This is a genomic window from Deltaproteobacteria bacterium (assembly GCA_016874755.1).
GTDB lineage: Bacteria > Desulfobacterota > Binatia > UBA9968 > UBA9968 > DP-20.
In genome coordinates this window covers 1-25,322 of sequence record VGTH01000046.1, presented here as the reverse complement: position 1 = coordinate 25,322, position 25,322 = coordinate 1, and the positions used below count along the sequence as shown (strand labels likewise).

Below are 25,322 nucleotides of genomic sequence, written 5' to 3'. Positions count from 1 at the left end.
TAAATCCCCATCATCCCTTCAATCCCAACACTCCAGGCCGTTTTACGCAGCTTCCTCTCGAAACAACCCCACGCTTTCCAACACCGGCCGATCGGTCACCGAAAAAATAATCGCCGGCTCTTTCTTCGAGCGGTTCTCGAAGTGGTGCCAGTTCCACGACGGCACGAAAAAGCAATCGTGCGGGCCCCAGGGAAGTTCTTTGCCGGCGCCTTTCTTGGTTCCGGCAAAGGTCGCGCCTTCGCCCTGCATGACGTGATAGATGGTGCTGCTCGTGTGACGATGTGGAGTGGTGCTCTCGCCGGGCGGCAGCATTTGGATCCAGCAGCCGATGGTCGGCATGGTCGCGCCGCCAGTGATCGGGTGGGCATATTCCAGGAGCACGCTGTCATGCGGGTCGCGCACGCCGCTGGCGGCGACTTCGTTCAATGCTTTCAGAGTATCGCGCCATTTGTAGGTGTAGGGCAGGGCGGCGTTGCTGACGTTCGACATGCGCGGGCGAATCGCGCCGTATTGCTGTTTGCAATAGCGGTCGGGTTTGACGATCGGCTGTGACGGGCCCTCGGCGTAGTTCTCGTGAAAGTTGGCGTCGAGATAGCTGGTGAGCTGCGCGTCGAGCACGTCGAGCCAAATGAGATTTTTCTTGCCGTTGTTGAAGTGGTCGTGCCAAGTCCAGTGGGGCGTCAAGACGAGGTCGCCGGGCTCCATGAACATCTGCTCCCCTTCAACGTTGGTGTAGCCGGTGCCGTCGCCTTCGACGACGAAGCGCAGTGCCGCGGCGGTGTGGCGGTGGCACTCGGCGCGCTCACCCGGCTTGACGAGTTGGATCGACATTTGAATCGTCCGGCTGGTGGATTTTCTCTGTACCAACGACGGATTGACGAGCTGCACAGTGCGCCGCTTGGCCGCGTCGTCGATACCGCCCAATTTGATGACTTCGCCGGATTCAATCAAGCAGGAATAGATCGCCGACCACGGCCACATGTGCGGCACCAGCGGCTTGAGTTGTTCTCGGGATTGCCAATGGCCGCCGAGGGAATATTCGGCTAAGCGGTTGTGCAAGGCGATGACTTCAGGGGTTTCGGGGACGGCATGGGAATCGGCCATTAGCTTCTCCTGTTTGGTTTCTTAGGCGCTAACTTAACGCTGCTCGAATCGGGCTGTCAAACGAACTACTGATTTGACAGAGGGTGGGGCATCGGTTACGGTTTTCGCTATTAACCTGCGAAAGAGCAAAGCTTTTAATGGCCAAGAGCGAGCAAGCCCCACAATATCGCATCGAAGAATACGTTATCAAAGAGCCGCCGTATTACGTGCCGTGCGCCGACGAGATCGAAATTTTTGAGGCCGCTTACCGTCAGCGAGTGCCAGTGCTGCTCAAAGGCCCGACGGGGACGGGCAAGACGCGCTTTGTCGAATACATGGCATGGAAGCTGGGGCAGCCGCTGACCGTGGTCAAAGACGGTGCCGAGTCTCATCCCAACGGCGCGGTACCGCTGGTGACAGTCGCGTGTCATGAAGACTTGACGGCCAGCGATCTGGTTGGCCGTTATTTGCTCGACGCCAACGGCACGCGCTGGATCGACGGGCCGCTTACACGGGCGGTCAAAGTCGGCGGCATCTGCTACCTCGACGAGGTGGTCGAGGCGCGCAAAGACACCACCGTAATCATCCATCCGCTGACCGACCATCGGCGTTTGCTGACCATCGATAAGCTCGGCGAAGTGGTGGAAGCCGCGGATAGTTTTCTGCTGGTGGTTTCGTACAATCCCGGTTATCAAAACGTGCTGAAGGACTTGAAACACTCGACGCGGCAGCGCTTCGTTGCGCTGGATTTTCAGTTTCCAAGTCCCGACCGTGAAGCCAAGATCATCGACCACGAATCCGGCGTCGGTGCGGAAACCGCTTTGCAATTGGCAACGCTAGGTCACAAGGTGCGTAACCTGCGCGAACATGGCTTAAAAGAAGCGGCGAGCACGCGCGTGTTGATCTACGCCGCGCGTTTGATCAAGCAAGGGATCGCCGCGCGCCGCGCCTGCCATGTCGCCGTCACGTGGGGAATCACCGACGACCCACAGGTGCAAAGAAGTTTGGAAGAAGTGGTCGCGGCAATTTTTCCGTAGGTTCGATGTTACAGGGTCAAAAGCTGAGCATGCTTCGACTAGCTCAGCATGAACGGTTTTGTCTCCGTTCGCCCCTTTGGCAAGCTCAGGGCAGGCTCTGAGCTAGTCGCAGGGCTCCGATTGAGTCTAGACGAAATACCCGCCGACCACCGCTTCCTTCCAGCTTTTGATCACCGACGGCACTATCCCCGCGGGCAAATCTTTCTCCGCTTTCCAAAAACTATGCACGCCGGCGCCGAATCGCGTGATGCCAATTTTAGGCGCCGGTTTCATGGCGCGAAAGCCGGGAATAATCACTTCGCTGTAAACCTCCGGGCTATGATCGCGGCTGTCTTTGGAAATCTCGAATAGAAACGGCGGCACCGGTTTAACATTGGCGCCGGATATTTCCCGCGTGTAGCCGGTGAAGCGATTGACCAGCGCTTCGGTCTCTTCTTTGTTCATTTTCATGCGCGCCGCACTGACGCGCGCGCCTTCGGCAAGCGAGTCGGTGATCGCGTGGGTGACGAGATACTCCGCTTTGAATTGGGGCCGGCTCTTGGCGCGCTCCCACGAGTCCAACACATCTTCCATGAGAGCAGGCAAGCGCATCAACCCGAGGGGACCTTCTTGGCCGAGCGTTTCGGGACCCAGATAGCGCGCCAGATCGCGCCAGGTGCGGATGTAGAGTTCGTCGAATGGGTCGCTGCGTTTCTCGCCGACCTTGCCGTCTTTTTCAAAGCCGGCGATCTTGCCTAGCTCTCCGCCCCAAACGTCGCGCGCCGAGCAAAGATAGCCGAAGGGCGAATGCTCGGTGGCGCAAACCCCGGCCATGTTGGGAATACGCTGCGACAACATGCAGATGAACGGGCCGCCGGTCGAGTGGCCTTGGCCATAGACGGAAAATTCACCGACGGGAAAATGACGCCTGCAGGCTTCGATCATGCCTTCTTCGAACGCCGCCGGCCAGGCCGCCATGCGGTACCAGAAGATAGTTTCGGGCTTTGCCTTCGCCAACGTGCGGGTGCCGTAACGGGATTTTTTGGTGGGGTCTTTGACGACACTGTATTGATCGGGACCGATCAGCTCACCTTGCTTCCAGATCGGTGTACGCACCGTGCCGTCGGCGTGGATGGTGTCGTCCGGCCAGTCGCGGCTCGGGTCGGGGAAATAAAATCGTCCGGGAAAAGTGCCGGCAATGACACGGCAGCCGTACTTGCTGGCGAGCAGTTTGGCGTGGCGCTCGATGCCTTTGAAGTCGCTCGACCCGCCGTGGAGCAAAAAGAAGCCGATCTTCTTGCCGTCGGCCCCGGTTGGAATGCGGCTGGCATCCGTCGGTTCATGCACCACCATACCCAAGTCCCAGTCGAGACCGAGCACTTTGATGCGAAAAATATCTTCGGTGCTCTTGATCGGAATGTCCGACATCCCTAAGACTTCTTCGGTGTCTTTGATGCACTGCTCACGCGAGACAAATTCGGGCGGCGTCCAATTGGCCATTGTCTTTCTCCTATTGAGTATTGCTTCGATAAGTCGGTTTTACTCAGGCATGATTGGGGAAGTCAACCGGGTTAGAGTCTAACGTCTGGTGTCTAGCGGTTGGCGCCAGAATTCATGGCGTTGGACGCTAGACGCAAAACGCTAGCCTCTAGACCCCGAAGGCTAGACCCTAGGCGACAAACGCCGTATACAAAGTGCAGAGGAGTGACGATGAAAACCAGAACCGTTCTGATTGCGATGGGCGTAATCGTGCTTGCCAGCGCGTCGGTGTTTGCCGCCGACAAGCTGCGGGTTGTCACCGGCGGCTTTTCACCGAGCGTGCCGCCGTTTGTTACTTTTGCCAAAGCGCAAATGCTCAAGCAGGACCTCGAGATCGAAGACGTCATGATGAACAGCGGCACGCTGGCGGCGCAAACCTTGGCATCGGGACAAGTAAAAATCATCGTGACGACGAGCGCCGTCGTGCCGCAGTTCAACTTGGGCGGCGGCGATATGGTGATCGTCGCCGGGACTATCAACAAGTTGCCCTATCAGATCGTCGCCCGTGGCGAGATCAAGACACCGGCTCTGTTGAAGGGCAAGCGCGTGGCAATTAGCCGCTTCGGCTCGTCCTCCGAATGGCTCGTGCGTTTGGCGCTGACAAGAATGGGCCTCGACCCCGACAAAGATGTAACGATCATGCAGATCGGCGGGCAAACTGAGCGCTTTGCCGCGATGCAATCCAACACGGTGCAGGCGACACTGCTCGGGCCGCCGACCAGCACCATGGCAGTGCAGAAGATGGGCATGGTGCAGCTCGCCGATTTGACCGAATATGATACCACCTATCCACTGCAATCGGTGATTACCACGCGCGCCTATCTGAAAGAGAATCGCCCGATGGTCAAGCGGTTTCTGCGCGGATTAGGGTTGGCCTTCAGGCAGTATCGTGAGAATGCGCAGGAAGGCATCGCGTTTCAAGTGAAACAGTTCAAGCTGCCGCCCGATATGGCGGAGGCGGGCTACCGCTCGTCGGCCAAGGTCATGGAACCGGAGCTAGCGCTGCCCAACAACGCCGCGCTCGACATCGCGCTCAAGGAAATCGCCGGGCGCATTGAAAAAGCCAAGACCGTCACCGTTGCCGATTTGCGCTTGACTGATGATTCCGTGCGCAATGAGCTGGTGAAGGAAGGGCTATTCAAGAGGAACTAGTGTAGTGTCTCACTAATAGACGTACTTATTGTTGTGACACGCTCGCATGTGTTTCACCACGAAGATCACGAAGGGACACGAAGTTCGGAAAAGAGTTTACTTTTTCTTCTCTTAGGTTCGTGCACTTCGTGTCCTTCGTGGTGAAGATAACGGAAATCACAATGAAAGCGACTTTTCGCGACTATATTTCGGCCCTCGCCAACCATGATGAGTTGTTAGAAATCAGTAGGCCGGTCGACTTGCGCGACGTGGCTGCCTTGGTAGCGCAATCCGAGAAAGCTTTGCTGTTCAAGAACGTCGACGGCTACTCCATGCCGGTGGTCTCTGGGCTGCTGCAATCGCGCAATCGGATTGCGGTGGGAATGGGCGTGGCTTACGAAAAAATTGCCGATAAGCTGCGCCATGCTTTAGACAATCCAATTGGGCCGAAGACGACCCAAGACGCGCCAGTAAAAGAAGTCATTCGCACCGGTAAGGACGTCGATCTCTATGATCTGCCGGTGCCAGTGTTTTCGGTGATGGACGGTGGGCCGATGATTACGGCTGGAGTCGTCATCGCGCAGGACCCGGAGTTTGGCATCAACGCTGGTATCTATCGGTTGATGCTCAAAGAGCGCAACGTCACCGGCATCGATATCGTGACGCCGAACAATATGCGCAAATTCGTCGAGCGCGCCCTGGCCAAAAAACAGCCGCTGCCGGTGTCGATCTCGATTGGCACGCACCCTTACGAATTGGTGACATCCACTTTCAAAGCCAACCTCGGCGTGAACGAGCTTAGCTTCGGCGGCGGCCTGCGCGGCGAGCCGCTTCCTTTGGCAGAAGGTGTCACCGTGCCGGTGCCGTGCATCGCGGATGCGGAAATCGTTCTGGAAGGGGAGATACCGCCGGAAGGCTGGGTGCATTCCGAGGGGCCGTTCTCGGAATTCAATCGGCTGATGGGCGGGCTGCACATGAACCCGCGGGTGATCATCAAGTCGATCATGCATCGCAGAGACGCCATGTATTACGCATTGCAGATGCCCTGGGAAAACATCTGGATGTCGGCGCCGATCTACGAGGCTGCGGCTTGGCGCGTGCTGTTCGAAGCGGGCGTGCAGGCGACCGCGATCAACGTGACGCCGGGCGGCTGCTGCCATTGGCACATTATCGCGTCAATCAAAAAGGTCCCGGGCGACGGCAAGAACGCGATCATGGCGCTGTTATCGATCGCCGACATCAAACATGTGACAATCGTCGATGACGACATCGACGTCTTCGACCCCGTCGACGTCGAGTGGGCGGTGGCGACCCGGGTGCAGGCCGACCGCGACGTGCTGATCGTTTCCAACGCGCGCGCCAAGCCGCTCGACCCATCTTTGCCCCTACCGATCCATGGTAGGGTTCCGACTACAGCGAAGATGGGCATTGATGCGACGATTCCGGAGAACATTCCCGCGGAGCGCTACAAGCGCATCGTTTATTTTAATCAAGGCAAGATCAAGCTGAGCGACTACGTTGACACAGCGAAGGAATCGGCGAGGGCCGCGAAATCAAGTGAAACTGTCGAATCGCTCGCGACCAAGATAGAAGCCGCGCTGGGAAAAGCTCACTGCTTTTTCGCCGAGCTGTTAGAGATGTTTCCGGACGCAAACTACAAAACGGTTGCGACAGCGGTCAGTCGGCTTTACGAGGCTGGCAAAATCACCCAAGACAAAGATGGCAAGTTTGAGTTGAAGAGCTAAGCAACAACGTTCAACCGTTCGCCGCGATTGTGTAGAGGAAGACTTTGGTGGCCGCGCAGTCCGGAGCTCGCCATTGGTTTGGCCTAAGTCATCGCAGAATTCCACTTCGTAAACGTCTGCGGCTAGCAGTTCCACGACGGTTCCGACTTCACCGGTCTTAATAAGCTTTCAGGGGCTTACCGCCGCTTATTCTGGATCAACGTCCAGCCGATATCTCCCGCCGGCTTGAAGTCGTCGATGACCGACTGAAATATCTTTTGCAAGTTTTTCCACGGGTCTTCATCGCGGTAGAAGCGGTGCAGGAACAGCATGTCGGTGATCAGGCTCAACATCCAGTTAACGTTGGTGGTGTAGCCGAGTACGGCGCGGCAGCAGGAAGTGTCGAGGAACTTTTTTGCGAACTGTTCCCCGGTGCGGCCTTGGAGCACGCTACAGGCGGCGAAATAAACCAACTTCGGTTGGCTGCCGTAGTCTTTGAAGGCTTCGCAGAGGTGTTGTTCACCGATGGATTCCAAAACCGACTTCACTTCACTGGGCGCGCCATGGAAGGCGAGATAGCAAATCGGCGCATCGGACGCGCCGGGGTCGCGCCAGAGCAAGCCATCCGGCGCGGCGGTGTAATGCGCAAGGCCGCGCTGCGATTCGACGAAGCGGTGCGCGAGCTGCAGCGGTGGATCGTGCAGTGGCCCCATGGATTCGAAAAAGCCTTTTACCGACATCGTCTGGAACAGACGGTTATCCCAATAGGATTCCAAGACGACGAGCTTTGCCGGCACGCGCCGGCCGCGATCGACGCTCGGCCAGGTCGGATGTCCCGCGCGGGCGCAGGCGGCGAACCACTGCGGGGTTTCTTTAGGGCAGTGCTCAACGCAGCAACTGCTGCAGACCATGCTTTTGCCGTCATAGCAGGGAAAACAGTCCTCTTTGGCGGTCTGGTGCTTCCAGTAGCAGTTGGTTTCGGGTGTGGTTTCTTCGGCCATCCGAGCTCCTTGGTTTTAGAAAGAAGATGTAGACTGATCGGACCGATCCGACGGATCCGTCGGAATCAAACTATACAGCACGGCGTCGTGACTCATGCCGTGCATAAAAATGCGTCTCCGCAAAATCCCTTCTTTTTGCGCCCCGGCTTTCTCCGCGACCCGTTGGCTCGCCAGGTTTTTTGGGTTAACAACGATCTCCAAACGCTCAAGCTCGGTCTGCTCAAAGGCGAAGCGAGCGGCCAATCGGACGGCTGCCGTCGCCAAGCCTTTACCGGCCTCGCTCGTGCGCACCCAGTAACCGAGGTTGGCGAAGCGATTGGTCGGGTGAAGATCATTCAAGCCAATACCGCCTAGGAAGCGCCGCGTGTCGGTGTCGATGATGACAAACTGAAATTCGCGCTGCGCTGACCATGCCTCGCGTTGGCTGCGAATCCAGGTTTCCGCTTCTTCGATCGAGTAATCCGGCTTACACCATTCCAGCCAAGGATAGACTTCGCGGGTCGATTCTTGGGCCGCGGCGACCATCTCTTTGAGATCCGAGAACTGGTAGGGACGGATGGTAACCCGGCCGTCGGTGTAGCGTGTCTGCACTTGTGCTCTAAACTTTGGGCCGCGGATAGGTGCGGGTGCTATGCGCCAGCTGCATGCGCACCATCATCTCGGCAGTCTGAATGCTGGTCATGAGCGCGTCCATCACCGGCACGCCTAGTTCTTTGGCCATTTCCTGCGGTGAATATTGCACGGGCACCATGGTGACGCCCATTGGCACGATCAGGTCGGCGTCGTACTTGTCGATCAACTCACGCCCCACGTCGAGAAATCGGCCGCGCATGGCCTCGCGATTTTTGGTGCTCTCCGGCAGCGGTATACCGATGCCGCGAATGCCGACCACCGAATCTGCGACGCGCCAGGCGTGCATCTGCTTGCGCATGAACGGGATGCTCTTGTCTTCGTAGGCGATCACGCCCAAGCGATTGGTCAGTTGAGCCCCTAGATGCAAGACGGATTGGCCGGCGCCGACGACCGGGATGTTCACGAGATTGCGCGCAATCTCGACGCCCGCATCGAGCGTTCCGAAGGGCACGACCGCATCGTAGCCATCGGCTTCGGCTTTGATGGCGATCTCGGCTACCAGCGGCCCGGCGGACAGCGAATTGACCTGCGAGTTGGAGTGCTTGAAGAAGGTCGCTTTGATCACGCCAAAGCCGATCTCGGTGCCCGGCGACGCGCATTTGAGCACGGCGCTGCGCCGCCGCTCGGTTTCTTCTGGTGGATATTCACCCATGACGACCATGATTTTCATAGCTCAGCGCTCCTTCGATCCTTCGCGGAATATCTCGCATCCGTGCTAAAGCTGTCAAATCGAAGCGGGCGATGGGTCTTGACCCCACATCTCCTGAGAACACGAAACCCGAAGCCCGACACGCGAAACCGCGCGCAGCGCGCTTGCCTTGACACTGCGGCCAGCGGCAACTAATGATCGTAACATGCTCGTGAAAGATGGCACCCTGGGTCACATCGTTCTCAACGTTGCCGACTCCAAAAGATCGGAGACATTTTACCGCGAAATTTTGGGTCTCAAGGTTTCGGCGCGCAATCGCAAAGTCGGCTTGACGTTTTTGAGTTACGGCCGCGAGCATCACGACGTCGCCTTGATGCAGGTGCCCAAAGGGAAAAGGCAAGTGCGCAGTAACGGTGTGCCGAAGTTGCACCATTTCTGTATTTACGTCGAGTCCGACGACATCATCGATAAGATTTATCCCATCCTCAAACGCCGCAAGATCCCAGTCGTCAGTGGGCCGGAGACACTGATCGTCGCCGGCAATCGCTCGATCAGTTTTCTCGATCCCGACGGCAACCGGGTCGAGATTGCCTGCAACGCCAACAAGTTCCAGTTCGATAACCGGGCGCGAACAAGAAAATGATTCATTGCGGAGGCACGGAGCGCAGAGAGGGAAAAAAGACGGAGTTGGAAAATTGATTTTCATAATCCCTTCCCCGCTGTGTTCGCGGCGTCTCTGTGGTGAAATTCTTAGCATGGAGCAGTAATGTCGCGATTTGATTTTGACAGAGTGGAACCCTACGGCCAGGACGAGTTCATCGGCATGGTCAAGGCCGAAGCCTTGGACCGCAACGCCCGTTTGGATCACCCGTATGTAAAACTATTGGTGGATGGCAAATTGACCCGCGAACAATTGATCGATTTCGCCAAGCAGGATTACCAACTGAAAAAAGTTCCAAGCTGGTGGTCGGCGCAGCGGATCACCAACTGCCTGACCATCGCCGATCAGAAGGCGATCTCAAAGGCCTTTAGTGAAGAAATGGGTGGCACGGGCGACCGGTTTACCGGCCATCAAGCTATGTACCTTCAATTTGGCGAAGCGCTCGGTTTGCGTGCCGAGGATTTGGAACACGCGCCGGTGTTGCCGTCAACGATTTTGGCCGTGACGATGCTGATGCACATCAACAAATATCGCAGCACACCGGAAGGGCTCGCCTCGGGCAGCGTGCTCGGCGAGCAGACCAATGTGCGCGTGGCAAAAATGTTCGTGCCCGCCTTTGAGAAGCACTACGGTTTGCCGCGCGAGAAGCTGATCTGGTTCCTTGAGCATATCGAAGCCGATGAAGGCCATGGCGGCATGGGCGAAGAGTTCGTGCACAAATATTCCAAAACCAAAGACATGCAGAATAAGATTTGGGACACGATTATTCGGACCAAGTCTGTTTGGTGGATTTTCTTTGACGGTCTTTATTCGGCGCAAATCACGGGAACTAATTTGCCGCGGTATACAATCGGCAAGGACCTTCCCGAGTTCTTTCCCAACGAACCGTATTGAGGGCCCAACGCATGGATTTTCTCTCTACGTACAATCTGAAGAAATGGGTGGCGGAAAACCAATCGTTTTTCAATCCGCCGTTGCGGACCAATAAGTTGCTGGTTAGCCATAAAGATTTTCTCGTCATGATCCTGCGCGGGCCGAATACACGGCTCGATTTTCATATTCAACCCGGCGACGAATTTTTCTATCAAGTGCAAGGCGAGATGGAGCTGGTGGTGAAACCACAGGGAGAGCGGCGGCAGAATGTTCGCATCAAAGAAGGGGAGATTTTCGTGCTGCCCGGTGGCATGCCCCATTCGCCGCGCCGTTTTGACAACACCTGGGGTCTAGTGATCGAGCGCAAGCGCAAAGCCGATGAGAAGGAGGAGTTCGCCTGGTTTTGCGAAAGCTGCGACGAGGTGGTGTTGTCGCGTCCGGTGAGTCAGGGAAATATTCCCGAACAGGTCACCGCGGTCTATAGCGAGTTCAACGCTAACGCGGCTTTGCGCACGTGCAAATCGTGTGGCTATGTGTTTCCGGAAACACCGATGGCCGAACGGCTCACCTTTCTCGACGACAAGAAATAATCCTTTAGCGCCCGACCCAAATCGCCGATGTCACGCTTCTTCATTAGCTATGCGCGAGTCGATGCAGTGGGTGTCGACGCTATCGTCCGCGCTTTAGAGTTTCTCGGCCACGATGTCTGGATCGATCGCGAGCTGGTCGGTGGTCACAGGTGGTGGGATGCGATACTCGACAATATTCGCCGCGCCGATGTGTTTGTGGCTGCGCTGTCGGTGGACTCTCTTGAGTCAAAAGCTTGTCGTGAAGAATTGGGGTACGCGCGGGCATTGGGGAAGGTTACATTGCCAATCTTAGTTGGCGACCTTGGGGCGAAAGGTCTGCCCGCCGATTTGGCGGCGATCCGATTCGTCGACTATCGTGTACCGGAGGAACGAGCCGCATTGGCGCTAGCGAAAGCGGTCGGCGCTTTGCCGCCACCCATGCCGTTGTCTAATCCTTTGCCGGTTCCTCCGGAGCTCGGAGCGATTCAAGATCCGAGTGACAATTCGAGTATCGGCCCGGGGCTAGGCCGCCCGGGAAGTGTCTGGTTTTGCCGGCTTGTCTCAGCGTGTGCGATCTTTTTCTTTGTCATGCCGATCGCGATCATAGGAGGCGCTATGATCATGCTTATGATCGCGGGCATGATGGGTGTAGATTCAAAGGAGATGTCACCGCGTTGGACCTTGGCGGGGACGGTGCTAGTCGGATGGTTTTTGTGGCGATACATTTCACCGCGTCTGAAAAGCGCGTCGGCGAAGCTATTGTCTCGGTGGCGCATCCGCAGCGCAACGTCGTTCCTTATGAAGTCCGAGTCGCGCAAAACCGGCCGAGCCTGATTGTGGAGAAAGAAGGGAGCTATGTCATCTAGTTTTCAAGCAAAGTTCGGTTACCCTGCGGAACGCACCGCGGGCAAAGTCCGCCCGACCATGCACCCGTGGATTCAGGACTTTATCCGCCATTCCCCCTTCTGTGTCATGGCGACTAGCAATACCGACGGCGATTGTGACGCCTCACCCAAGGGCGGTAAACCAGGTTTCGCCAAGGTGTTGAACGCCAAGCCGCTATTTCTCCCCGACGTCGCAGGCAACAAGTTGTTTCATGGCTATGGCAACATCGAGAGTAATCCCAAAGTCGGCCTGATTTTCTTCATACCGGGTGTTGGCAACACGGTGCGGATCAATGGCCGGGTCAAGATCGTCGATCGCAGCGACATGAACGGCGCGCAGCTCGAAGTTTTCAACGCCGACAAGAATGCCGAGATCCTGCAAGGCTTGTTGATCGATGTGGAGCAAGCCTACAGCCACTGCCCGCGCGCACTTAAGTTCTCTAAACTATGGGACGTTGAAGAGATCACGAAAAATGAGGGCACGCCGCCGGTGGGGGTGAAGGAGCCGGGGATCTAAGCGTCGTAGATTGAGTTTGTTCAAACCTAGCGAAATATGTTTTATGAGCGCCCGCGCCCTGGCGCAGGCGCTGCGCGCGCGCGCAGTGAGCGCGCGCGAAGTGATGGGCGCTTTTCTCGCGCAAATCGAGCGCTTCAATCCAAAGATCAACGCCATCGTCGCCAAGCTGCCGGATGAGCAATGCCTCGCGCTGGCCGACGAAGCGGACCGGCGGCTCGCGGGCGGCGAAAGTGTTGGACCGCTGCACGGACTGCCGTTCGCCTTCAAAGAGCTGGATCCCGCCGTCGGCTTTCCGATGACGCGCGGCTCGCTGATTTTCAAAGGTTTCATGCCGCAGGAAGATTCCGTATTGGCCGAACGGCTGCGCCGCGCCGGCGTGATTCCCATCGGCAAGACCAACATTTCCGAGTTTGGCATGGGCTCGCACTCGTACAATGCTGTCTATGGCAAGACTCTTAATCCCTACGACTTGACCAAATCCGCAGGTGGGTCGAGCGGCGGCGCCGGGGCGGCGCTGGCGGCGGGTTTGCTGCCGCTAGCAAGCGGCAGCGATCTTGGGGGTTCGCTGCGCAATCCGGCCAATTTCAACAATATCGTTGCGCTGCGGCCGACGGTGGGGCTCGTGCCTGCAGCGCCCACCGCTCTGCCGTTTCTTGGCTTCACGGTGAAAGGACCGATGGCGCGCTCGGTCTCTGACGTGGCGTTTCTGCTGAGCGCGATGGCGGGCGCCGATGGGCGCGATCCGCTCTGTTATCCGTCCGAGCTGAATCAATTCGCTCAACCGCTGGAGCGTGATTTCAAAGAGGTGCGTGTCGCTTGGTCGCTCGATTTGGGCGGCTTGCCCGTGGACGCGCAGGTGCGCGCGGTTTTGGCACAGCAACGCAAGACGTTTGAAAATCTTGGCTGTGTGGTCGAAGACACTTGTCCGGATTTCTCTGACGCGGACGAGGTCTTTCTCACCCTGCGCGCGTGGCACTATTTTCACACACTTGGCCCGCTGCTCGAAAAGCACCGCCGGCAAATGAAACCGGAAGCGGTATGGCAGATAGAGTCGGGCAGCCGTTTAAGCGGCGCTGAGGTGGCGCGGGCGATGGCCCGACATGGCGCCTTGCTCGAGCGCCTGCGCCAGTTCTTCGAGAAATATGAATTTCTCGTTTGCGTTGTGAATCAAGTGCCGCCCTTCGACGCAACGGTCGATTGGCCCCATGCAATCGACGGCATCAAGATGGAGAGTTATCTGGACTGGATGAAATCGGCCTACTGGATCACGACGACGTTCGGTCCCGCCATGTCAGTTCCCGCTGGATTTAGCTCAAACGGGCTCCCCGTGGGCATCCAAATCGTTGGCCGCCATCGGATGGATTTTTCCGTGCTCCAAATGGCGTACGCTTTCGAAAAATCCACCGGGTTTGGTCATACCCCTCCATCGATGGTCTTGGAAAAGTAAATCCTTAGACGGTGTTTTTCGCATGCCCTTTCGGGGGCTCGTTCCGGCCGCCCTAAACCGCGGGCATATTCTAAACGACCGCATGTTCGGCTTGGTCAACGCTGTCGGCGGTGACGACGACGATTAGAAGAGAAAATGTGTAGGGACAGGTCGCGACCTGTCCCTACAGCTTATTTCTGCTGGTAGAGTCTCGTCGCGAAGCCGCTCTTCTCGATCTCACGCATGATCGTGCCGTCGATGAACTGCTCGGGCTTGGCGGCTTTGGCGCGCGAATCTTTTTCCGCCATCCAAGTAAGTTGGGTTTGGATGGCGGCGGGGGAGACATGCGGAATCGGCTGGTATAACTCTTTGTAGAGCTTGTAGACGTCTTCGAGCGCTTCGCGGTCGTCGATTTTGAGATACTTTCTCAAGGCGGCAATCGAGGGCTCCGGGTTTTGTTTAACCATGTAGATGCCTTCAACGATGGCGCGCATGTAGCGGGTCACGATGTCGGTCTGCGCTTTTACATAGGAGCGGGTCGTGATCACCTCGAGCTGCGGGAAAGGGATATCGTACTGCGTCGGGTCGGTGAGGATCGTGAAGCCGCCCTTCTTGCCCACTTGGAAAAATTCCGGCGTCAGCACCGTGGCATCGACGCTCTTTTTGCTCAGCGCAGAAAGGCGCGTGCTGGTGCCGCCGGTTTGAAGAATCGTCACCTCTTTATCAGGCACTAAGCCATAGCGTTGCAGAATCAGCCGCGCGGCCAAATCGGAGGCGCTGCCAAAGCGCGATACCGCCAGCCGTTTGCCCTTCAGTTGCTCGAAGGAACGAATCTCCTTCTGCGTCAGCAGCGCATAGGGCATGCGGCTTTCGATGCTAGAGATCGAGATAATGTCGCTGCCGGCCAAATTGCTGCTGACCGCCACAGTACCGCCGCCCATGGCAATCTGCGTTTCACCGGCGGTGAGCGCCTGCACGGTGGTGACGCCGCTTTCGATCAGCACAACGTCAACGCTGAGCCCGTGCTTCTCGAAAACTTTGGCTTCTTTGGCGAGCCAATAGGCCGCCATGTTGGCGGTGAGCGCGCTGTAGGAGGTCTTGAGGCGGGTGAGTTGCTGGGCGTGGCAGACGCTTGCGAACATCACAAAGAACATCAGACCGATCGGTCCGATCCATCGGATCGGTCGGATCATTTTTCACCTCCAAGTAAAAACTCAGTCAGCACGCGATTAAACTCCTCGGTCTCTTCGATCTGCGGCTCATGCGCTGAGTGCTTAAAACGGTGCACCTGCGAGCCTGGCACGATCTTTTGAAAGTTAACGTCCCAGTCGCTTTGGTTCAATGGGTCATGGTCGCAGGACATGATCAATAACGCAATCGACAATCGCGAGAGCTGCCGGACGAACTCGTCGGTGGTCGAGCGCACCTGGTGCGCTGGGCTGCGCAGGCGCGCCGCGGATAACGTCTCCCAGGCGCCGGGAATAATCGACGCCTCGTAGCGCTCGCGGATGTTTTCTTCGCTCTGCCATTTCTTGTCGTGGTAGAGCAACGCGACGATCTTTTTCATGTTATCAAACGAAGGTGTGTAGTTTTCCAGATCGGCCTGGGAGTTGGTCTTGAACACGCTGGCGTTGCCGCAGATGGTGACCATTTTGAGAATCTGCAGCGGCGCCGGCTTTCGCACCGATGCACGCAGTACGAGCCCGCCGCCGGCTGAGTTGCCGACGAAGTAGGCTTTGCCGATGCCAAGCGCTTCGAGAAAACGCTGCAAATGCTTGATGCGCAAACCGGCCGGATCGGAAAAACTGTAAAGCTTGTCGGTTTGGCCCCAGCCGAGAATGTCGGGTGCAACGACATGAAAGCGCTGTGCCAACGCGTCGATGTTGTGGCGCCAAGTAATCTCCGCCGAGGCGCCATACTCGCCGCCGTGCAGCAAAACCAAATCGGGTCCGCTGCCGGCCTCGAGGAAGTGGGTGCGGATGTCGCCGACGAGAATGTTTCGATGCTGGTACGCCGCCATCGAACCTTCCTAGAGAAAAGAGACGCCGCCATCGACGGCGACGGTCTGGCCGGTCATGAAATCGCTCAGCGGCGAGGCCAGGAACAGCATGGTGCCGACCAAGTCCTTGGGCAATTGCAATCGTTTCAGGGCGCGATCGGCCAAGCGCGCGCCGCGCATCTTCAGCACTTCTTCGCTGGGATTCTCTTCCGACAAGGTCGAGCCCGGCGCGATGGCGTTGACGTTGATGTTGTCGTCGCCGACTTCGCGCGCCAGGCAGCGGGTGAAGCCGATGACGCCGGCTTTCGAGGTCACGTAATGAATCCGCCCGGCGCTGCCGTTGAGCGCGGTGCCCGACGAGATGTTGATGATTTTACCCGATTTCTGCTTGCGCATGGTCGGCAGCACGGCGCGGCTGCAGAAAAACAGACCTTTCAAGTTGACCCGCATCATGCGGTCCCATTCATCGGGGTCGATGCTGTCGATGCCGCCGCGGTTCATCGGAATCGTCGAGAAGATTGCCGCGTTGTTGACCAAGACATCGATGCGGTTGAACTTGTCGAGCGCCAGCGTCGCCATGTCCTTGGCCGATTGCTCGTTGGCAACGTCAACTTTAGCGGCAAGCGCCTTGCCGTCGAATTGCTTGACCACTTCGCCGGCAACTTTTTCCGCCGCCGGTTGATCGATGTCGGCGACGACAACGCGCGCGCCGGCTTCGGCGAAGCCGTGACAATAGGCGCGGCCGATGCCGTGGCCGCCGCCGGTGACGATGACGACCTTATCTTTCAGTCCTTCAATCATAACGTTCTCCTTGGTTCTGGCTGGCAGCAAAATAGCCCTTAAAAGTTTGTCGAGTCAAGGCGAGGTGTGGCGATTTGCAGAAATTTAAGTGCTATGATGCCGCGCGTATGAACGCCTTGTCTATTCACTCACCACAAAGCGCACGAAGGACGGGAGTGGGAATCGTGACTCGTGCTCGTGGTGCGATTCTCATCATCATCTTATTTTTCGCATTACTCGGTGTCGCCCGGGCCCAGGACGATCCCACCGATAAGCTGCCAATGTACGGCCAGCCGTCCACGGCTCGCTCCGAAGCGCTCAAGAAAGCCGATGACGTGTTTGTCCGCGAGTCGTCGCTGCGTTATGGCAATCGCAACGCGGCCAGCCGCGCGCTGGCGCTCGAAGGTTGGATCGCGGCGCGGCGCGGCGTGTTCGACGTCGCCATGCGGCGCTTCAATCAGGCATGGTTGTTGAATCCGAAAAACTATCAGTCGTTCTGGGGATTCGGCGCAGTCCTGAGCGACCAGGGTAAATTGCTCGAAGCCGCTGAGCAGTTGGAAAGCGCGCGCCAGTTGATCGACGAGCCGGCGCAGCGGCCGGCGCTGTTGGCCGATCTAGGGTCGGTTACTTCGGAATATGCCGCGCGCCTGCCCGCCGCACGCCAGCTCGATCGCGCGCAATATTTCATCAGAGCTAACCAATACTTCACCGAGTGTTTGGAAAACAATCCGAACTTCGCGGTGGGCTGGCGCGAATGGGCGATTTCGTTGTATGACCAGGAGCGTTACTCCGAGGCCTGGGTCAAAGCGCAGCGCGCGCAAGAGTTGAAGGCTGAGCCGTTTGCGCCGGAATTTATGAAAAAGCTGCGCGAGCATGTGCCGCAGGCCAAATAATAGACTGATGCTTGCGCAGCTCCGCCGCTTTCATGTTTCCAGTCGGCCGAACCTGCTAGTTTTTGTCCTATTCGCCTACTGGCCGGCTTTGCTCGCAGCGGCGGAGCCGAATCCAGGCGAAAAATTCTTAACCGTTTGGGCGGGCACGTTGCCGATCATTATCTCCGCACCCCACGGTGGGCGGGAGCCTTTGGCGGGAGTGGCACAACGGCGCGGCGTCGGCGTGCCGCAGTTCGTCACCGGCCGGGATACGCGCACCGACGAGTTGGCCGAAGCCGTTGCGGGCAAGCTGGCCCATACCTTTCGTGCAAAGCCGTTTTTGGTCGTGGCCCGCTTCGAGCGCAAATACGTCGACGCCAACCGGGCGCGCCACGCAGCGTACGAATCCGACGGCGGCAAACTGTACTACGATGCCTATCACGACGCGCTGGGCGAGGCCTGCAAATTCGTGCGCATGGAATGGGGCAGGGGGATCTTGCTCGACATTCACGGCGAAGGCGCAGATCCCGAAGCTGTTTTTCGCGGCACCAATAACGGCAAGACCGTACAGACGCTAGTCGGCCAATTCGGCCAGGAAGCTGTGAGCGGCAGTAAGAGCATCACCGGTCAATTGGCTGAGAAAGGCTACAAGGTCTTTCCTCCCAACGGTTCATCGGACAAAGAGCAGCGTTACGTTGGCGGGTTTATTGTGCAGAACTACGGCAGCCACAAGGCCGGCGGGGTGGACGCCATACAGCTCGAGTTCGGCACCAACCTGCGCCAGCGCGCGGTTCTTGAGCGTACCGCTAGCGACGTTGCCAGTGCTGTGACCGTCTTCGTGAAGAACTATTTGCCCATGAACCGAAGGACTGCGGAGCCAAAAACCGCGACCGTACCGTGATTGCATACACAGCGGGTGTATATGACCCCATGTCGTGAGTGCCACCAGCCGATTTCTGAGCAAGCTTCATCATGCCCAAACTGCGGGGCACCGATGCCGGCGCGGGCAAAGTGGGACGGCTGGGGTTTCGAATACAAATCGCGGAGCGAGCTCTTCGGTTGGCCGCTTGTCCATGTCTCGTTCAAGTACCGTCCGAATCGCATGCCGGTGCCGGCCAGAGGTATCATCGCCATCGGTCAGTTTGCCTGCGGCGGACTGATGATCTCTCAGTTTGGCGTTGGCCTCGTTAGCATCTCGCAGTTCACCATTGCCGGTTATGCCTTGGCGCAATTTGCCATCGCCTACGCGTTGATCGCCCAGATCGGCCTCTACCTGAGCCACGGCCGCGGCCAGTTGGTCAAGCACTGGGCCGAGCTAGTCGGTTATTTGTAGAGCTGGCGCCCACAGCGGGCGGGGTTCCGAACATGGTTGTCTCCGTCTATCAGCTAAAACCCCGATTCCAGTCGTTGTTGCGGCCCGCGCTGGCTTTTCTCGCCCACGCCGGCGTCACCGCCAATCAGGTGACGGTCGCCGCGCTCTTGCTGTCGGCCGCGTTCGGTCTGTCGATCGCGTGGTTCGCGGCGGCGCGTTGGCCACTACTGCTATTGCCGCTGGCGCTATTGGCGCGCATGGCCCTCAATGCAATCGACGGCATGCTGGCGCGCGAGTACGGCATGAAATCCTCGCTCGGTGCGATCCTGAACGAGCTGGGTGACGTGCTGTCCGATACGGTTCTCTATCTGCCGCTAGGGTTTCTCCCGGGGATCGAGCCAGCTTGGCTCATTGCGGTGGTGACCCTTGCTATTCTCAGCGAGATGACCGGCGTGCTGGCGGTCATGATCGGCGCGCCGCGTTGCTATGACGGGCCGATGGGTAGGAGTGACCGAGCGTTCGTCTTTGGGCTCGTGGGTTTGTTGATGGGGCTGGAAATCTTGCCGGCGCGCGGGTTCGACTACGCCATGATGGCGATGTTGCTGCTCCTGACGCTGACAATTTTCAACCGGGCGCGGCACGCGCTGCGGGAGGCTGCGTGAGTTATTTGGGTGTGAGTGCCAACGTCTTGGCATCCCTCGCCGGGCTCTATGCGATCCTGATCGCCGCCTCACTCTACTTGATACTTTTGCGACTGCGCGCGCCGGGGAAAGACTATGGCGAGCTTGTCCAGCGCATTCGCTCCTGGTGGATCATCGTCACGCTCTTTACTTTGGCGATCGTGCTGAGCCGCAGCGTTTCGGTGGTGTTCTTCGCCTTCGTCAGCTTTCTCGCACTCAAAGAGTATCTGACCATCATTCCGACCCGGCGCGCCGATCGGCGCGTGTTGTTCTGGGCCTATCTGTCCATCCCCATCCAATACTATTGGGTGGCTCAGGCGTGGTACGGCATGTTCATTGTTTTTATTCCGGTCTACGTGTTTTTGTTGTTGCCCATGCGCATGGTGCTGATCGGCGAGACCAAAGAGTTTCTCCGCGCCGCCGGCACGCTCCACTGGGGCATCATGACGCTGGTGTTCGGCATCAGCCATATTGCTTATCTGCTCGTGTTGCCGGAATCGAAAAACCCGCTGGCCGGTGGCGCCGGCTTGGTTCTGTACCTGGTGTTCCTGACCCAGTTCAACGACGTCGCGCAATATTGTTGGGGCAAGCTGTTCGGCAGCCACAAAATCATTCCCAAAGTCAGTCCCAACAAGACGTGGGAGGGCTTTCTCGGCGGCGTCGCGACGACAGCGACGTTGGCTGTTGTGCTGGCGGGGTGGCTGACACCGCTGCGCTGACAGATGGCGCTTGTGGCCGGCTTGCTGATCAGCTGCGCCGGCTTTGTCGGCGACGTCACGATCTCGGCGCTGAAGCGCGATATCGGCTTGAAGGACACTGGCAACATTTTGCCCGGCCATGGCGGCATTCTCGATCGCATCGACAGCCTCACTTACACGGCGCCGCTGTTTTTTCATTTCATTCACTACCTGCACTACTGAGATGGCAACCCTCCTGCGGTTTTTGTTCTATGGCGTCTTTATTCGCGTACTCGTCTGGATTGTCCTCGGTATCAATGTCCGCCATCGCGAACGGCTGCCGCGGCAGGGCCCGGCGGTGATCGTCGCCAATCATAACAGCCATCTCGATACCATGGTGCTGATGACGCTGTTTCCGCTGCGGCTCTTGCCCAAGCTCCATCCGGTGGCGGCAATGGACTATTTTCTTCGCTCGAAAATCTTTGCTTGGTTCACGCTGCAGGTTGTCGGTATTTTGCCGATCAAGCGCACCGTGCAACGCGGCGACGACAACCCCCTGGCGCCCTGCAACCATGCCCTGGCCGCGGGAAAGCTCCTGATCATTTTCCCAGAAGGCAGCCGCGGCGAGCCGGAGCAGCTGCAGAGTTTCAAAGGTGGCATCGCCAGATTGGCCGAGGCAAATCCGCGGGTGCCAATTGTTCCAGTATTCCTGCACGGCCTGGGTAAGGCGCTGCCGAAAGGTGAAGCGATCTTGGTGCCCTTTTTCTGCGACGTCTTTGTCGGCGAGCCGCTGTTGTGGAACAGCGATCGGCGTGGGTTTATGCATCAGCTCGATGAGCGCATGAAACAGTTGGCAGGCGAGGGAAACTTCCCGTCGTGGGAGTGATCGACGGGCGGCGCACAAAGAGTTTCGAGTTCCGGGTTTTGCGTTCCGAGTTGTCCACCGGAAACCCCAAAACCCAAAACTCGCAACCGTCTTCCCTACACCGCGATGGTTTGCCCGCCGTCAACTACGAGCGCGTGGCCGGTGACGAAGGACGCCTCGTCGGAGACTAAAAACAGCACGCCGTAGGCGATTTCTTCGGGCCGCCCCATGCGTTTCATGGCCTTGTTGCTGGCGCCCATCTTGGCGCGTTGCTCGTCAGTCATACCTTCGCCCAACGTCGGCCGGGGCGGGAAGCCGCGGAAGCGCGGCGTCTCGATGGCGCCGGGGCAGACGGCATTGACGCGAATTCCCAGCGGGCCGTAGTCAATCGCCATCTCGCGCGTCAAGTTGATGATCGCTGCCTTGGTGGCGCAGTAGCCGGGATATTCCGGTGAGGCGAGCAGGCCGAAAGTCGACGCGGTGGTGACCATACTGCCGCTGCCTTGCTTAATGAAGGTCGGCATTATCGCCTTGGCGCCGCGGTACATGGCGTTCAAGTTAGTGTTCAAGACAAAGTTCCACTCTTCGTCGGTATGCTCGTGGACTTTCTTGCGAATGCCGGCGCCGGCGTTGTTGTAGAGGATGTCGACTCTGCCAAAGGTCTCGACGGCGCTCTTGACGGCGTTGTCCAAATCTTCCTGCTTGGTGACATCGCAGTGGAGAAACAGCGCTTCGCCCTTTTCTTTTTCCCTGATGAGTTCATCGATGCGCGGCGATATCGTCTCCTGGATATCGCAGCAAACTACTTTCGCCCCTTCGCGGGCGAACAGCCGTGAGGTGGCGCGGCCGATGCCGCTGTTGGCGCCGGTGACGATCGCCACTTTGCCTTTCAAGCGCCCCAGTCCGGGACGGAGCATGTCATGTTCGTCTCTTAGAATAGTTTCTGCCATGGGCGGATCTCCTTCGATTGCGCAAATTCTAAATCACTTATCCTAGTCTGTGAAAATAATGCAACCGCGCGTTGGGGCATGATCGAAGCAAAAAAAAGCGAGCGCCGCGCGTGACCGTCGCTTCGAAGCATCCGCGGGCGGCCGTCGCGGTGACTTATCTCTTGTAAAGCTGTTTGAAGAAGCCGGATTTCTCCAACTCGCCGACCAATGTCATGTCGATGTAGGTTCGGGCGTCGGCGCTGCCCGCCTTGGGATTGCGCGGCGCCAGATCGTCGAGCATGGTTTTGACGCCATCCGCCGTTGGATAGGGGATCTCGGGAAAGATCGCCGCGTAGGTCAGGTAAGCGCGTTCGAGTCCTTCGGGGTCGGCGACGCGGAGATTTTTCTGGAAGATACCCTTGGCGTATTCCTTTTCGGTCTTGATGATATGGATGGCTTCGGACATCGCTCGGGTCAGCTTTAGCAATAGCGGTCGCTTCGCCTTGATAATCGCTTCACGGCTGAGGATGCCGTTCCACCAGAAAGGGATCTTCAGCTCCGAAACGGGATAAAGGCTGCGAAAGCCCAATCTTTCGGCTTGGGTGAGAAACGGCTCCGGCATGATGGTGAACTGGGTGAGCCCCTTGGAGAGGGCGGCGAAGCGCTCCGGATTGCCGCCGACGGGAATGATTTTGACGTCTCTTTCCGGATCGATCCCGAGCTTGCGCAGGGCCAGCCGCAGGCCGAGATCTGAGGTGCTGCCGAGGCGATTGACGCCGCCGACCTTTCCCCTCAGCTGCTCGACTCTCGTGATGTTAGAGAGCGAAATAATGTGGTCGACAAAGGTCGGCACGACGCCGAGAATCATCACGGTGTCTGCGCCTTGCAGTCTGGAGCTGGTGAGGGTGGTGACCGAAACGCTTGCGGCGTCGATTTCATTGGCCAGCAGTGCCTGAAGGACGGTCGGGCTGGCACTGATGGCGATGACTTCCGGATTGACGCCCTGCTTCTGCAATAGTTTGCGATCTTCCATGACCCAGATGGGACTGTTGGTCGGACTAAACCCCGCCCAAGCCAATCGTAGCCGCTCCTGCGCGTGTGCCGCGGAAGTCAGTGCAGCCGCGAGGGTCAAAGCCAATATCAAGGTCGTGTGATGCATCGAAAACACCTCCTACAACTTTGGACGTAGCAGGCGCCATATTCCTTAAATCAATCCACCAGTCAACCACCTGCGAGATTTTTCCCTCCGGTTTGGAAAGAAGACTCATTGACTCAGTATCCCATTTGATATATTAGAAGCACGGCTGACGGAGGCTATCATCATGGCAGGCAAGGGAATTCTCGTCACAGGCGGCACAGGTTTGGTGGGTGCCTATGCGGTCGGTATGCTGCTCGACCGCGGCGAGCGCCCGGTCATATTCGATGTTGCGCTCAATGAGAGGCTGCTCAACGCCGTCGGGGTCGACCCGAGCAAAGTAACGCTGGTACGCGGCGACATGATGGACCTGCCGGCGATCATCTCGGCGCTGCGCGACAACGACTGCGATCAAATCATTCATCTCGCCGCCTTCCTCGGCGAAGAGGTGCAGCGCCGGCCCTATAGCGGCGTGCGGCTCAACTTCATGGGCACGATCAATGTTTTCGAAGCGGCCCGGCTGGAAAAGGTGAAGCGCGTGGTGTTTCCCAGCTCTGGGACGGTTTATCTCGGTTCTCTCGGCGAGGGACTCACCAAGATCGACGAGAGCATACCGATGAATCCGCCGTCGGTCTACGCCGCCACCAAGGCGAGCTGCGAGTTCATGGGACGCGCCTACGCCAAGCGCTATGATTTCGAGTTTATCTGCCTGCGCTACACCGGCGGCCTCTACGGGCCGTCGCCGGCGGCGCTCAAAGCCACCCGTGAGATCGCCATCCAGCAGATGATCCGCGCCGCGGTGAAAGGCGAGTCGGCCAAAATTAGCTGGCCCTACGGCCCGGCCGAGATTCTCTACGGCAAGGACGCCGCCAAAGGCACCGTGCTGGCTGTGATGAAAGACAAGTTCAAAGACACGCTGTTCCACATCGGCAACAACGACCTGGTCAGCGGTGAAGACATCGTCCAAGCGATCCGCAAAGCCTTCCCCGGCTCCAACATCGAGATCGCCCGCACCCAGAACCCCATGCCCTATCCTGACTCACGCTTGTCGAGCGACTTCTCGCGCGCCAAGGAGCAGTTGGGCTATGAGCCCGACTATCCCATCGGTAAAGCCGTGGAGGACTATGGTGCGACACTCAAGAGGCTCGAAAACCTCTAGTTCATTCCCCTACGACTGAAGCCGCAATTAATCGTTTCGTCTAACTAACCAAGAGACGTGTGAAGACGGGTGTAACCGAAAACGATCACTGCAGGGGTGACAGATTGATAACGAGTAGGCGTTTGTTCGTACTGATATTGAGTTCGCTATGGTTCGCTCAGGTGCTGCATGCGGCTCAGCCGGCGGCCCCGAAAGCGAGTTTCGATGAAAAAGCCGTGGCCGAGTTCTATCGCGGCAAAACCCTGCGCATCGTTGTCGGCTTCTCGGCCGGCGGCGGCTACGATCAATACTCCCGCGTGATCGCGCGCCATCTGTCGAAACATATTCCCGGCAATCCCAACGTGTTGGTCGACAACATGCCGGGAGTGGGCAGCATCATCGCCGCCAACCATGTTTACAACGCCGCGCCCAAAGACGGCACCGTAGTCGGTAATATCTCCGGGCCGATCGTTTTGGAACAGCTCTTCGGCGCGCCATCGATCCAATTCGACATGGGCAAGTTCCGCTATTTGGCCGTGCCGGTGAGCGAAAGCTACCTGATGATTGCCATGAAACGCACGGGCATCACCAAGTTCGACGATGTGCGCGGCGAGAACGGCAAGCAGCTCAGCATTGGCGCCATCCCAGGCTCGACGGTGGAACATGCGCCAATCCTGGTCCGTGAAGCACTCCATACCAATCTTAAAATCGTTTCCGGCTACAAAGGCACGGCCGACGTGCGCCTGGCAATGGATAGCGGCGAGGTGGATGGTTTCTTCAACACCTGGACGTCGTCCAAAGTGACCTCCATGGACAAGGTCAAGAGCGGCGAATGGGTGGTTCTCGCTCAGCTCACGGAAAAACCGCTAAAGGATCTAATCGTACCCAATGTGCCGACCATCCAACAGATCGCCCGCTCCGACGAACAGCGACTGCTGCTCAAGTACGGGACCAGCACGCCCAACGACTTCGGCAAGGTCTACGTCCTGCCGCCCGCAACGCCAGCGGACCGCGCCGCGGCTTTGGAAGCGGGATTCGCGCGTGTATTCAAAGACAAAGGATTTCTCGCCGATGCCGACAAGGCGCGGCTCGATATCGATCCGCTGATCGGCAATCAGATCACCAAGCTGGTCACTGAGTTCCTCGGCATGCCGAGCGATGTGAAAAACAAGCTGCAAACGGTCCTGAAATCGCCGGTAAAAAAATAACCAACTCAAGCCGAGAAGGAG

Annotated in this window: 27 protein-coding genes and 1 pseudogene; 17 read left to right on the top strand and 11 right to left on the bottom strand. The window is 57.9% G+C overall.

Annotated elements, in window-relative coordinates:
• Positions 1-42: 42 nt before the first annotated feature.
• On the bottom strand, positions 43-1,104 hold the full coding sequence (locus FJ145_21860; GenBank protein MBM4264054.1) for a cupin domain-containing protein: 1,062 nt from the start codon (positions 1,102-1,104) through the stop codon (positions 43-45).
• Positions 1,105-1,241: 137 nt separating this feature from the next.
• On the opposite strand from FJ145_21860, the gene FJ145_21855 reads away from it, so the two are divergent.
• Positions 1,242-2,120, top strand: a complete 879-nt coding sequence (locus FJ145_21855; protein ID MBM4264053.1) for a CbbQ/NirQ/NorQ/GpvN family protein — start codon at positions 1,242-1,244, stop codon at positions 2,118-2,120.
• A 126-nt stretch (positions 2,121-2,246) separates the two neighbouring features.
• Here FJ145_21855 and FJ145_21850 read toward each other — a convergent pair whose 3' ends face one another.
• Complete coding sequence (locus tag FJ145_21850; GenBank protein ID MBM4264052.1) at positions 2,247-3,599, bottom strand: hypothetical protein; 1,353 nt, start codon at positions 3,597-3,599, stop codon at positions 2,247-2,249.
• Between the two features lie 114 nt (positions 3,600-3,713).
• Here FJ145_21850 and FJ145_21845 point away from each other — a divergent pair, with 114 nt between their 5' ends.
• A complete protein-coding gene (locus FJ145_21845) occupies positions 3,714-4,790 on the top strand; it encodes an ABC transporter substrate-binding protein (protein MBM4264051.1) in 1,077 nt (358 codons plus the stop codon).
• 161 nt (positions 4,791-4,951) lie between these two features.
• Positions 4,952-6,514: a UbiD family decarboxylase gene (locus FJ145_21840; GenBank protein ID MBM4264050.1), complete on the top strand. Its 1,563-nt coding sequence runs from the start codon at positions 4,952-4,954 to the stop codon at positions 6,512-6,514.
• On the opposite strand, the gene FJ145_21835 is transcribed toward FJ145_21840, so the two are convergent.
• The 4 genes from FJ145_21835 to FJ145_21820 are packed head-to-tail and all read right to left on the bottom strand — an operon-like array spanning position 6,401 to position 8,797.
• Positions 6,401-6,676 (bottom strand): DUF4926 domain-containing protein, encoded by a 276-nt coding sequence (locus tag FJ145_21835; GenBank protein ID MBM4264049.1) that lies wholly within the window; start codon positions 6,674-6,676, stop codon positions 6,401-6,403. The two genes, FJ145_21840 and FJ145_21835, sit on opposite strands and share 114 nt — an antisense overlap.
• Positions 6,677-6,690: 14 nt before the next feature.
• Positions 6,691-7,494: a hypothetical protein gene (locus FJ145_21830; GenBank protein ID MBM4264048.1), complete on the bottom strand. Its 804-nt coding sequence runs from the start codon at positions 7,492-7,494 to the stop codon at positions 6,691-6,693.
• 15 nt (positions 7,495-7,509) lie between these two features.
• Positions 7,510-8,085, bottom strand: coding sequence for a GNAT family N-acetyltransferase (locus FJ145_21825; protein ID MBM4264047.1), 576 nt, complete (start codon positions 8,083-8,085; stop codon positions 7,510-7,512).
• Between the two features lie 7 nt (positions 8,086-8,092).
• Positions 8,093-8,797, bottom strand: a complete 705-nt coding sequence (locus FJ145_21820) for a hypothetical protein (GenBank protein MBM4264046.1) — start codon at positions 8,795-8,797, stop codon at positions 8,093-8,095.
• A 184-nt stretch (positions 8,798-8,981) separates the two neighbouring features.
• Here FJ145_21820 and FJ145_21815 point away from each other — a divergent pair, with 184 nt between their 5' ends.
• From FJ145_21815 to FJ145_21790, 6 genes are all read left to right on the top strand, one after another.
• The gene (locus FJ145_21815) at positions 8,982-9,419 is read left to right on the top strand and encodes a VOC family protein (GenBank protein ID MBM4264045.1); all 438 of its coding nucleotides are present in this window, start codon (positions 8,982-8,984) and stop codon (positions 9,417-9,419) included.
• Positions 9,420-9,542: 123 nt separating this feature from the next.
• Positions 9,543-10,331: an iron-containing redox enzyme family protein gene (locus tag FJ145_21810; protein MBM4264044.1), complete on the top strand. Its 789-nt coding sequence runs from the start codon at positions 9,543-9,545 to the stop codon at positions 10,329-10,331.
• A gap of 11 nt (positions 10,332-10,342) precedes the next feature.
• The gene (gene nbaC, locus FJ145_21805) at positions 10,343-10,900 is read left to right on the top strand and encodes a 3-hydroxyanthranilate 3,4-dioxygenase (protein MBM4264043.1); all 558 of its coding nucleotides are present in this window, start codon (positions 10,343-10,345) and stop codon (positions 10,898-10,900) included.
• 27 nt (positions 10,901-10,927) lie between these two features.
• Complete coding sequence (locus tag FJ145_21800; protein MBM4264042.1) at positions 10,928-11,713, top strand: TIR domain-containing protein; 786 nt, start codon at positions 10,928-10,930, stop codon at positions 11,711-11,713.
• A gap of 21 nt (positions 11,714-11,734) precedes the next feature.
• Positions 11,735-12,280 carry a pyridoxamine 5'-phosphate oxidase family protein gene (locus tag FJ145_21795; protein MBM4264041.1) on the top strand — a complete coding sequence of 182 codons (546 nt, stop codon included), beginning with the start codon at positions 11,735-11,737 and terminating at the stop codon, positions 12,278-12,280.
• Positions 12,281-12,323: 43 nt separating this feature from the next.
• Complete coding sequence (locus FJ145_21790) at positions 12,324-13,727, top strand: amidase (protein ID MBM4264040.1); 1,404 nt, start codon at positions 12,324-12,326, stop codon at positions 13,725-13,727.
• Between the two features lie 170 nt (positions 13,728-13,897).
• Here the strand turns inward: FJ145_21790 and FJ145_21785 are convergent, their stop codons facing one another.
• From FJ145_21785 to FJ145_21775, 3 genes are read right to left on the bottom strand one after another with little or no spacing between them, the layout of a single operon-like run.
• On the bottom strand, positions 13,898-14,899 hold the full coding sequence (locus FJ145_21785; GenBank protein ID MBM4264039.1) for an ABC transporter substrate-binding protein: 1,002 nt from the start codon (positions 14,897-14,899) through the stop codon (positions 13,898-13,900).
• Positions 14,896-15,726, bottom strand: a complete 831-nt coding sequence (locus tag FJ145_21780) for an alpha/beta fold hydrolase (GenBank protein MBM4264038.1) — start codon at positions 15,724-15,726, stop codon at positions 14,896-14,898. The genes FJ145_21785 and FJ145_21780 overlap by 4 nt, the downstream gene beginning before the upstream one ends.
• 9 nt (positions 15,727-15,735) lie before the next feature.
• Positions 15,736-16,506, bottom strand: coding sequence for a 3-oxoacyl-ACP reductase FabG (locus FJ145_21775; protein ID MBM4264037.1), 771 nt, complete (start codon positions 16,504-16,506; stop codon positions 15,736-15,738).
• Positions 16,507-16,670: 164 nt separating this feature from the next.
• Here FJ145_21775 and FJ145_21770 point away from each other — a divergent pair, with 164 nt between their 5' ends.
• From FJ145_21770 to FJ145_21745, 6 genes and pseudogenes are all read left to right on the top strand, one after another.
• Positions 16,671-17,378, top strand: a complete 708-nt coding sequence (locus FJ145_21770) for a hypothetical protein (GenBank protein MBM4264036.1) — start codon at positions 16,671-16,673, stop codon at positions 17,376-17,378.
• A complete protein-coding gene (locus FJ145_21765; GenBank protein ID MBM4264035.1) occupies positions 17,359-18,258 on the top strand; it encodes an N-formylglutamate amidohydrolase in 900 nt (299 codons plus the stop codon). The genes FJ145_21770 and FJ145_21765 overlap by 20 nt, the downstream gene beginning before the upstream one ends.
• Positions 18,259-18,279: 21 nt before the next feature.
• Entirely contained in the window at positions 18,280-18,690 is a 411-nt protein-coding gene (locus FJ145_21760) for a zinc ribbon domain-containing protein (protein ID MBM4264034.1), read from the top strand.
• Between the two features lie 32 nt (positions 18,691-18,722).
• The gene (locus tag FJ145_21755; protein ID MBM4264033.1) at positions 18,723-19,331 is read left to right on the top strand and encodes a CDP-alcohol phosphatidyltransferase family protein; all 609 of its coding nucleotides are present in this window, start codon (positions 18,723-18,725) and stop codon (positions 19,329-19,331) included.
• Positions 19,328-20,269, top strand: a pseudogene (locus FJ145_21750) (phosphatidate cytidylyltransferase). The gene FJ145_21755 and the pseudogene FJ145_21750 overlap by 4 nt, the downstream one beginning before the upstream one ends.
• Before the next feature lies 1 nt (position 20,270).
• Positions 20,271-20,912, top strand: coding sequence for a 1-acyl-sn-glycerol-3-phosphate acyltransferase (locus FJ145_21745; GenBank protein ID MBM4264032.1), 642 nt, complete (start codon positions 20,271-20,273; stop codon positions 20,910-20,912).
• Positions 20,913-21,007: 95 nt separating this feature from the next.
• On the opposite strand, the gene FJ145_21740 is transcribed toward FJ145_21745, so the two are convergent.
• Both FJ145_21740 and FJ145_21735 read right to left on the bottom strand, forming a co-directional pair.
• Positions 21,008-21,841: an SDR family oxidoreductase gene (locus tag FJ145_21740; protein ID MBM4264031.1), complete on the bottom strand. Its 834-nt coding sequence runs from the start codon at positions 21,839-21,841 to the stop codon at positions 21,008-21,010.
• A 154-nt stretch (positions 21,842-21,995) separates the two neighbouring features.
• Complete coding sequence (locus FJ145_21735; protein MBM4264030.1) at positions 21,996-22,979, bottom strand: hypothetical protein; 984 nt, start codon at positions 22,977-22,979, stop codon at positions 21,996-21,998.
• A 163-nt stretch (positions 22,980-23,142) separates the two neighbouring features.
• Between FJ145_21735 and FJ145_21730 the strand changes: the two genes are divergently transcribed.
• Positions 23,143-24,114 (top strand): NAD(P)-dependent oxidoreductase, encoded by a 972-nt coding sequence (locus FJ145_21730; protein ID MBM4264029.1) that lies wholly within the window; start codon positions 23,143-23,145, stop codon positions 24,112-24,114.
• Positions 24,115-24,173: 59 nt separating this feature from the next.
• On the top strand, positions 24,174-25,301 hold the full coding sequence (locus FJ145_21725; GenBank protein ID MBM4264028.1) for a hypothetical protein: 1,128 nt from the start codon (positions 24,174-24,176) through the stop codon (positions 25,299-25,301).
• The last annotated feature ends 21 nt before the right edge of the window (positions 25,302-25,322 follow it).

Bases quoted from the DNA above. Each gene is read 5' to 3' on its own strand.
- FJ145_21860 (MBM4264054.1), bottom strand. From the start codon at position 1,104: ATGGCCGATTCCCATGCCGTCCCCGAAACCCCTGAAGTCATCGCCTTG.
- FJ145_21855 (MBM4264053.1), top strand. From the start codon at position 1,242: ATGGCCAAGAGCGAGCAAGCCCCACAATATCGCATCGAAGAATACGTT.
- FJ145_21850 (MBM4264052.1), bottom strand. From the start codon at position 3,599: ATGGCCAATTGGACGCCGCCCGAATTTGTCTCGCGTGAGCAGTGCATC.
- FJ145_21845 (MBM4264051.1), top strand. From the start codon at position 3,714: ATGGCGTTGGACGCTAGACGCAAAACGCTAGCCTCTAGACCCCGAAGG.
- FJ145_21840 (MBM4264050.1), top strand. From the start codon at position 4,952: ATGAAAGCGACTTTTCGCGACTATATTTCGGCCCTCGCCAACCATGAT.
- FJ145_21830 (MBM4264048.1), bottom strand. From the start codon at position 7,494: ATGGCCGAAGAAACCACACCCGAAACCAACTGCTACTGGAAGCACCAG.
- FJ145_21820 (MBM4264046.1), bottom strand. From the start codon at position 8,797: ATGAAAATCATGGTCGTCATGGGTGAATATCCACCAGAAGAAACCGAG.
- FJ145_21815 (MBM4264045.1), top strand. From the start codon at position 8,982: ATGCTCGTGAAAGATGGCACCCTGGGTCACATCGTTCTCAACGTTGCC.
- FJ145_21810 (MBM4264044.1), top strand. From the start codon at position 9,543: ATGTCGCGATTTGATTTTGACAGAGTGGAACCCTACGGCCAGGACGAG.
- nbaC (MBM4264043.1), top strand. From the start codon at position 10,343: ATGGATTTTCTCTCTACGTACAATCTGAAGAAATGGGTGGCGGAAAAC.
- FJ145_21800 (MBM4264042.1), top strand. From the start codon at position 10,928: ATGTCACGCTTCTTCATTAGCTATGCGCGAGTCGATGCAGTGGGTGTC.
- FJ145_21795 (MBM4264041.1), top strand. From the start codon at position 11,735: ATGTCATCTAGTTTTCAAGCAAAGTTCGGTTACCCTGCGGAACGCACC.
- FJ145_21790 (MBM4264040.1), top strand. From the start codon at position 12,324: ATGAGCGCCCGCGCCCTGGCGCAGGCGCTGCGCGCGCGCGCAGTGAGC.
- FJ145_21785 (MBM4264039.1), bottom strand. From the start codon at position 14,899: ATGATCCGACCGATCCGATGGATCGGACCGATCGGTCTGATGTTCTTT.
- FJ145_21780 (MBM4264038.1), bottom strand. From the start codon at position 15,726: ATGGCGGCGTACCAGCATCGAAACATTCTCGTCGGCGACATCCGCACC.
- FJ145_21775 (MBM4264037.1), bottom strand. From the start codon at position 16,506: ATGATTGAAGGACTGAAAGATAAGGTCGTCATCGTCACCGGCGGCGGC.
- FJ145_21765 (MBM4264035.1), top strand. From the start codon at position 17,359: ATGTGCCGCAGGCCAAATAATAGACTGATGCTTGCGCAGCTCCGCCGC.
- FJ145_21760 (MBM4264034.1), top strand. From the start codon at position 18,280: ATGACCCCATGTCGTGAGTGCCACCAGCCGATTTCTGAGCAAGCTTCA.
- FJ145_21755 (MBM4264033.1), top strand. From the start codon at position 18,723: ATGGTTGTCTCCGTCTATCAGCTAAAACCCCGATTCCAGTCGTTGTTG.
- FJ145_21745 (MBM4264032.1), top strand. From the start codon at position 20,271: ATGGCAACCCTCCTGCGGTTTTTGTTCTATGGCGTCTTTATTCGCGTA.
- FJ145_21740 (MBM4264031.1), bottom strand. From the start codon at position 21,841: ATGGCAGAAACTATTCTAAGAGACGAACATGACATGCTCCGTCCCGGA.
- FJ145_21735 (MBM4264030.1), bottom strand. From the start codon at position 22,979: ATGCATCACACGACCTTGATATTGGCTTTGACCCTCGCGGCTGCACTG.
- FJ145_21730 (MBM4264029.1), top strand. From the start codon at position 23,143: ATGGCAGGCAAGGGAATTCTCGTCACAGGCGGCACAGGTTTGGTGGGT.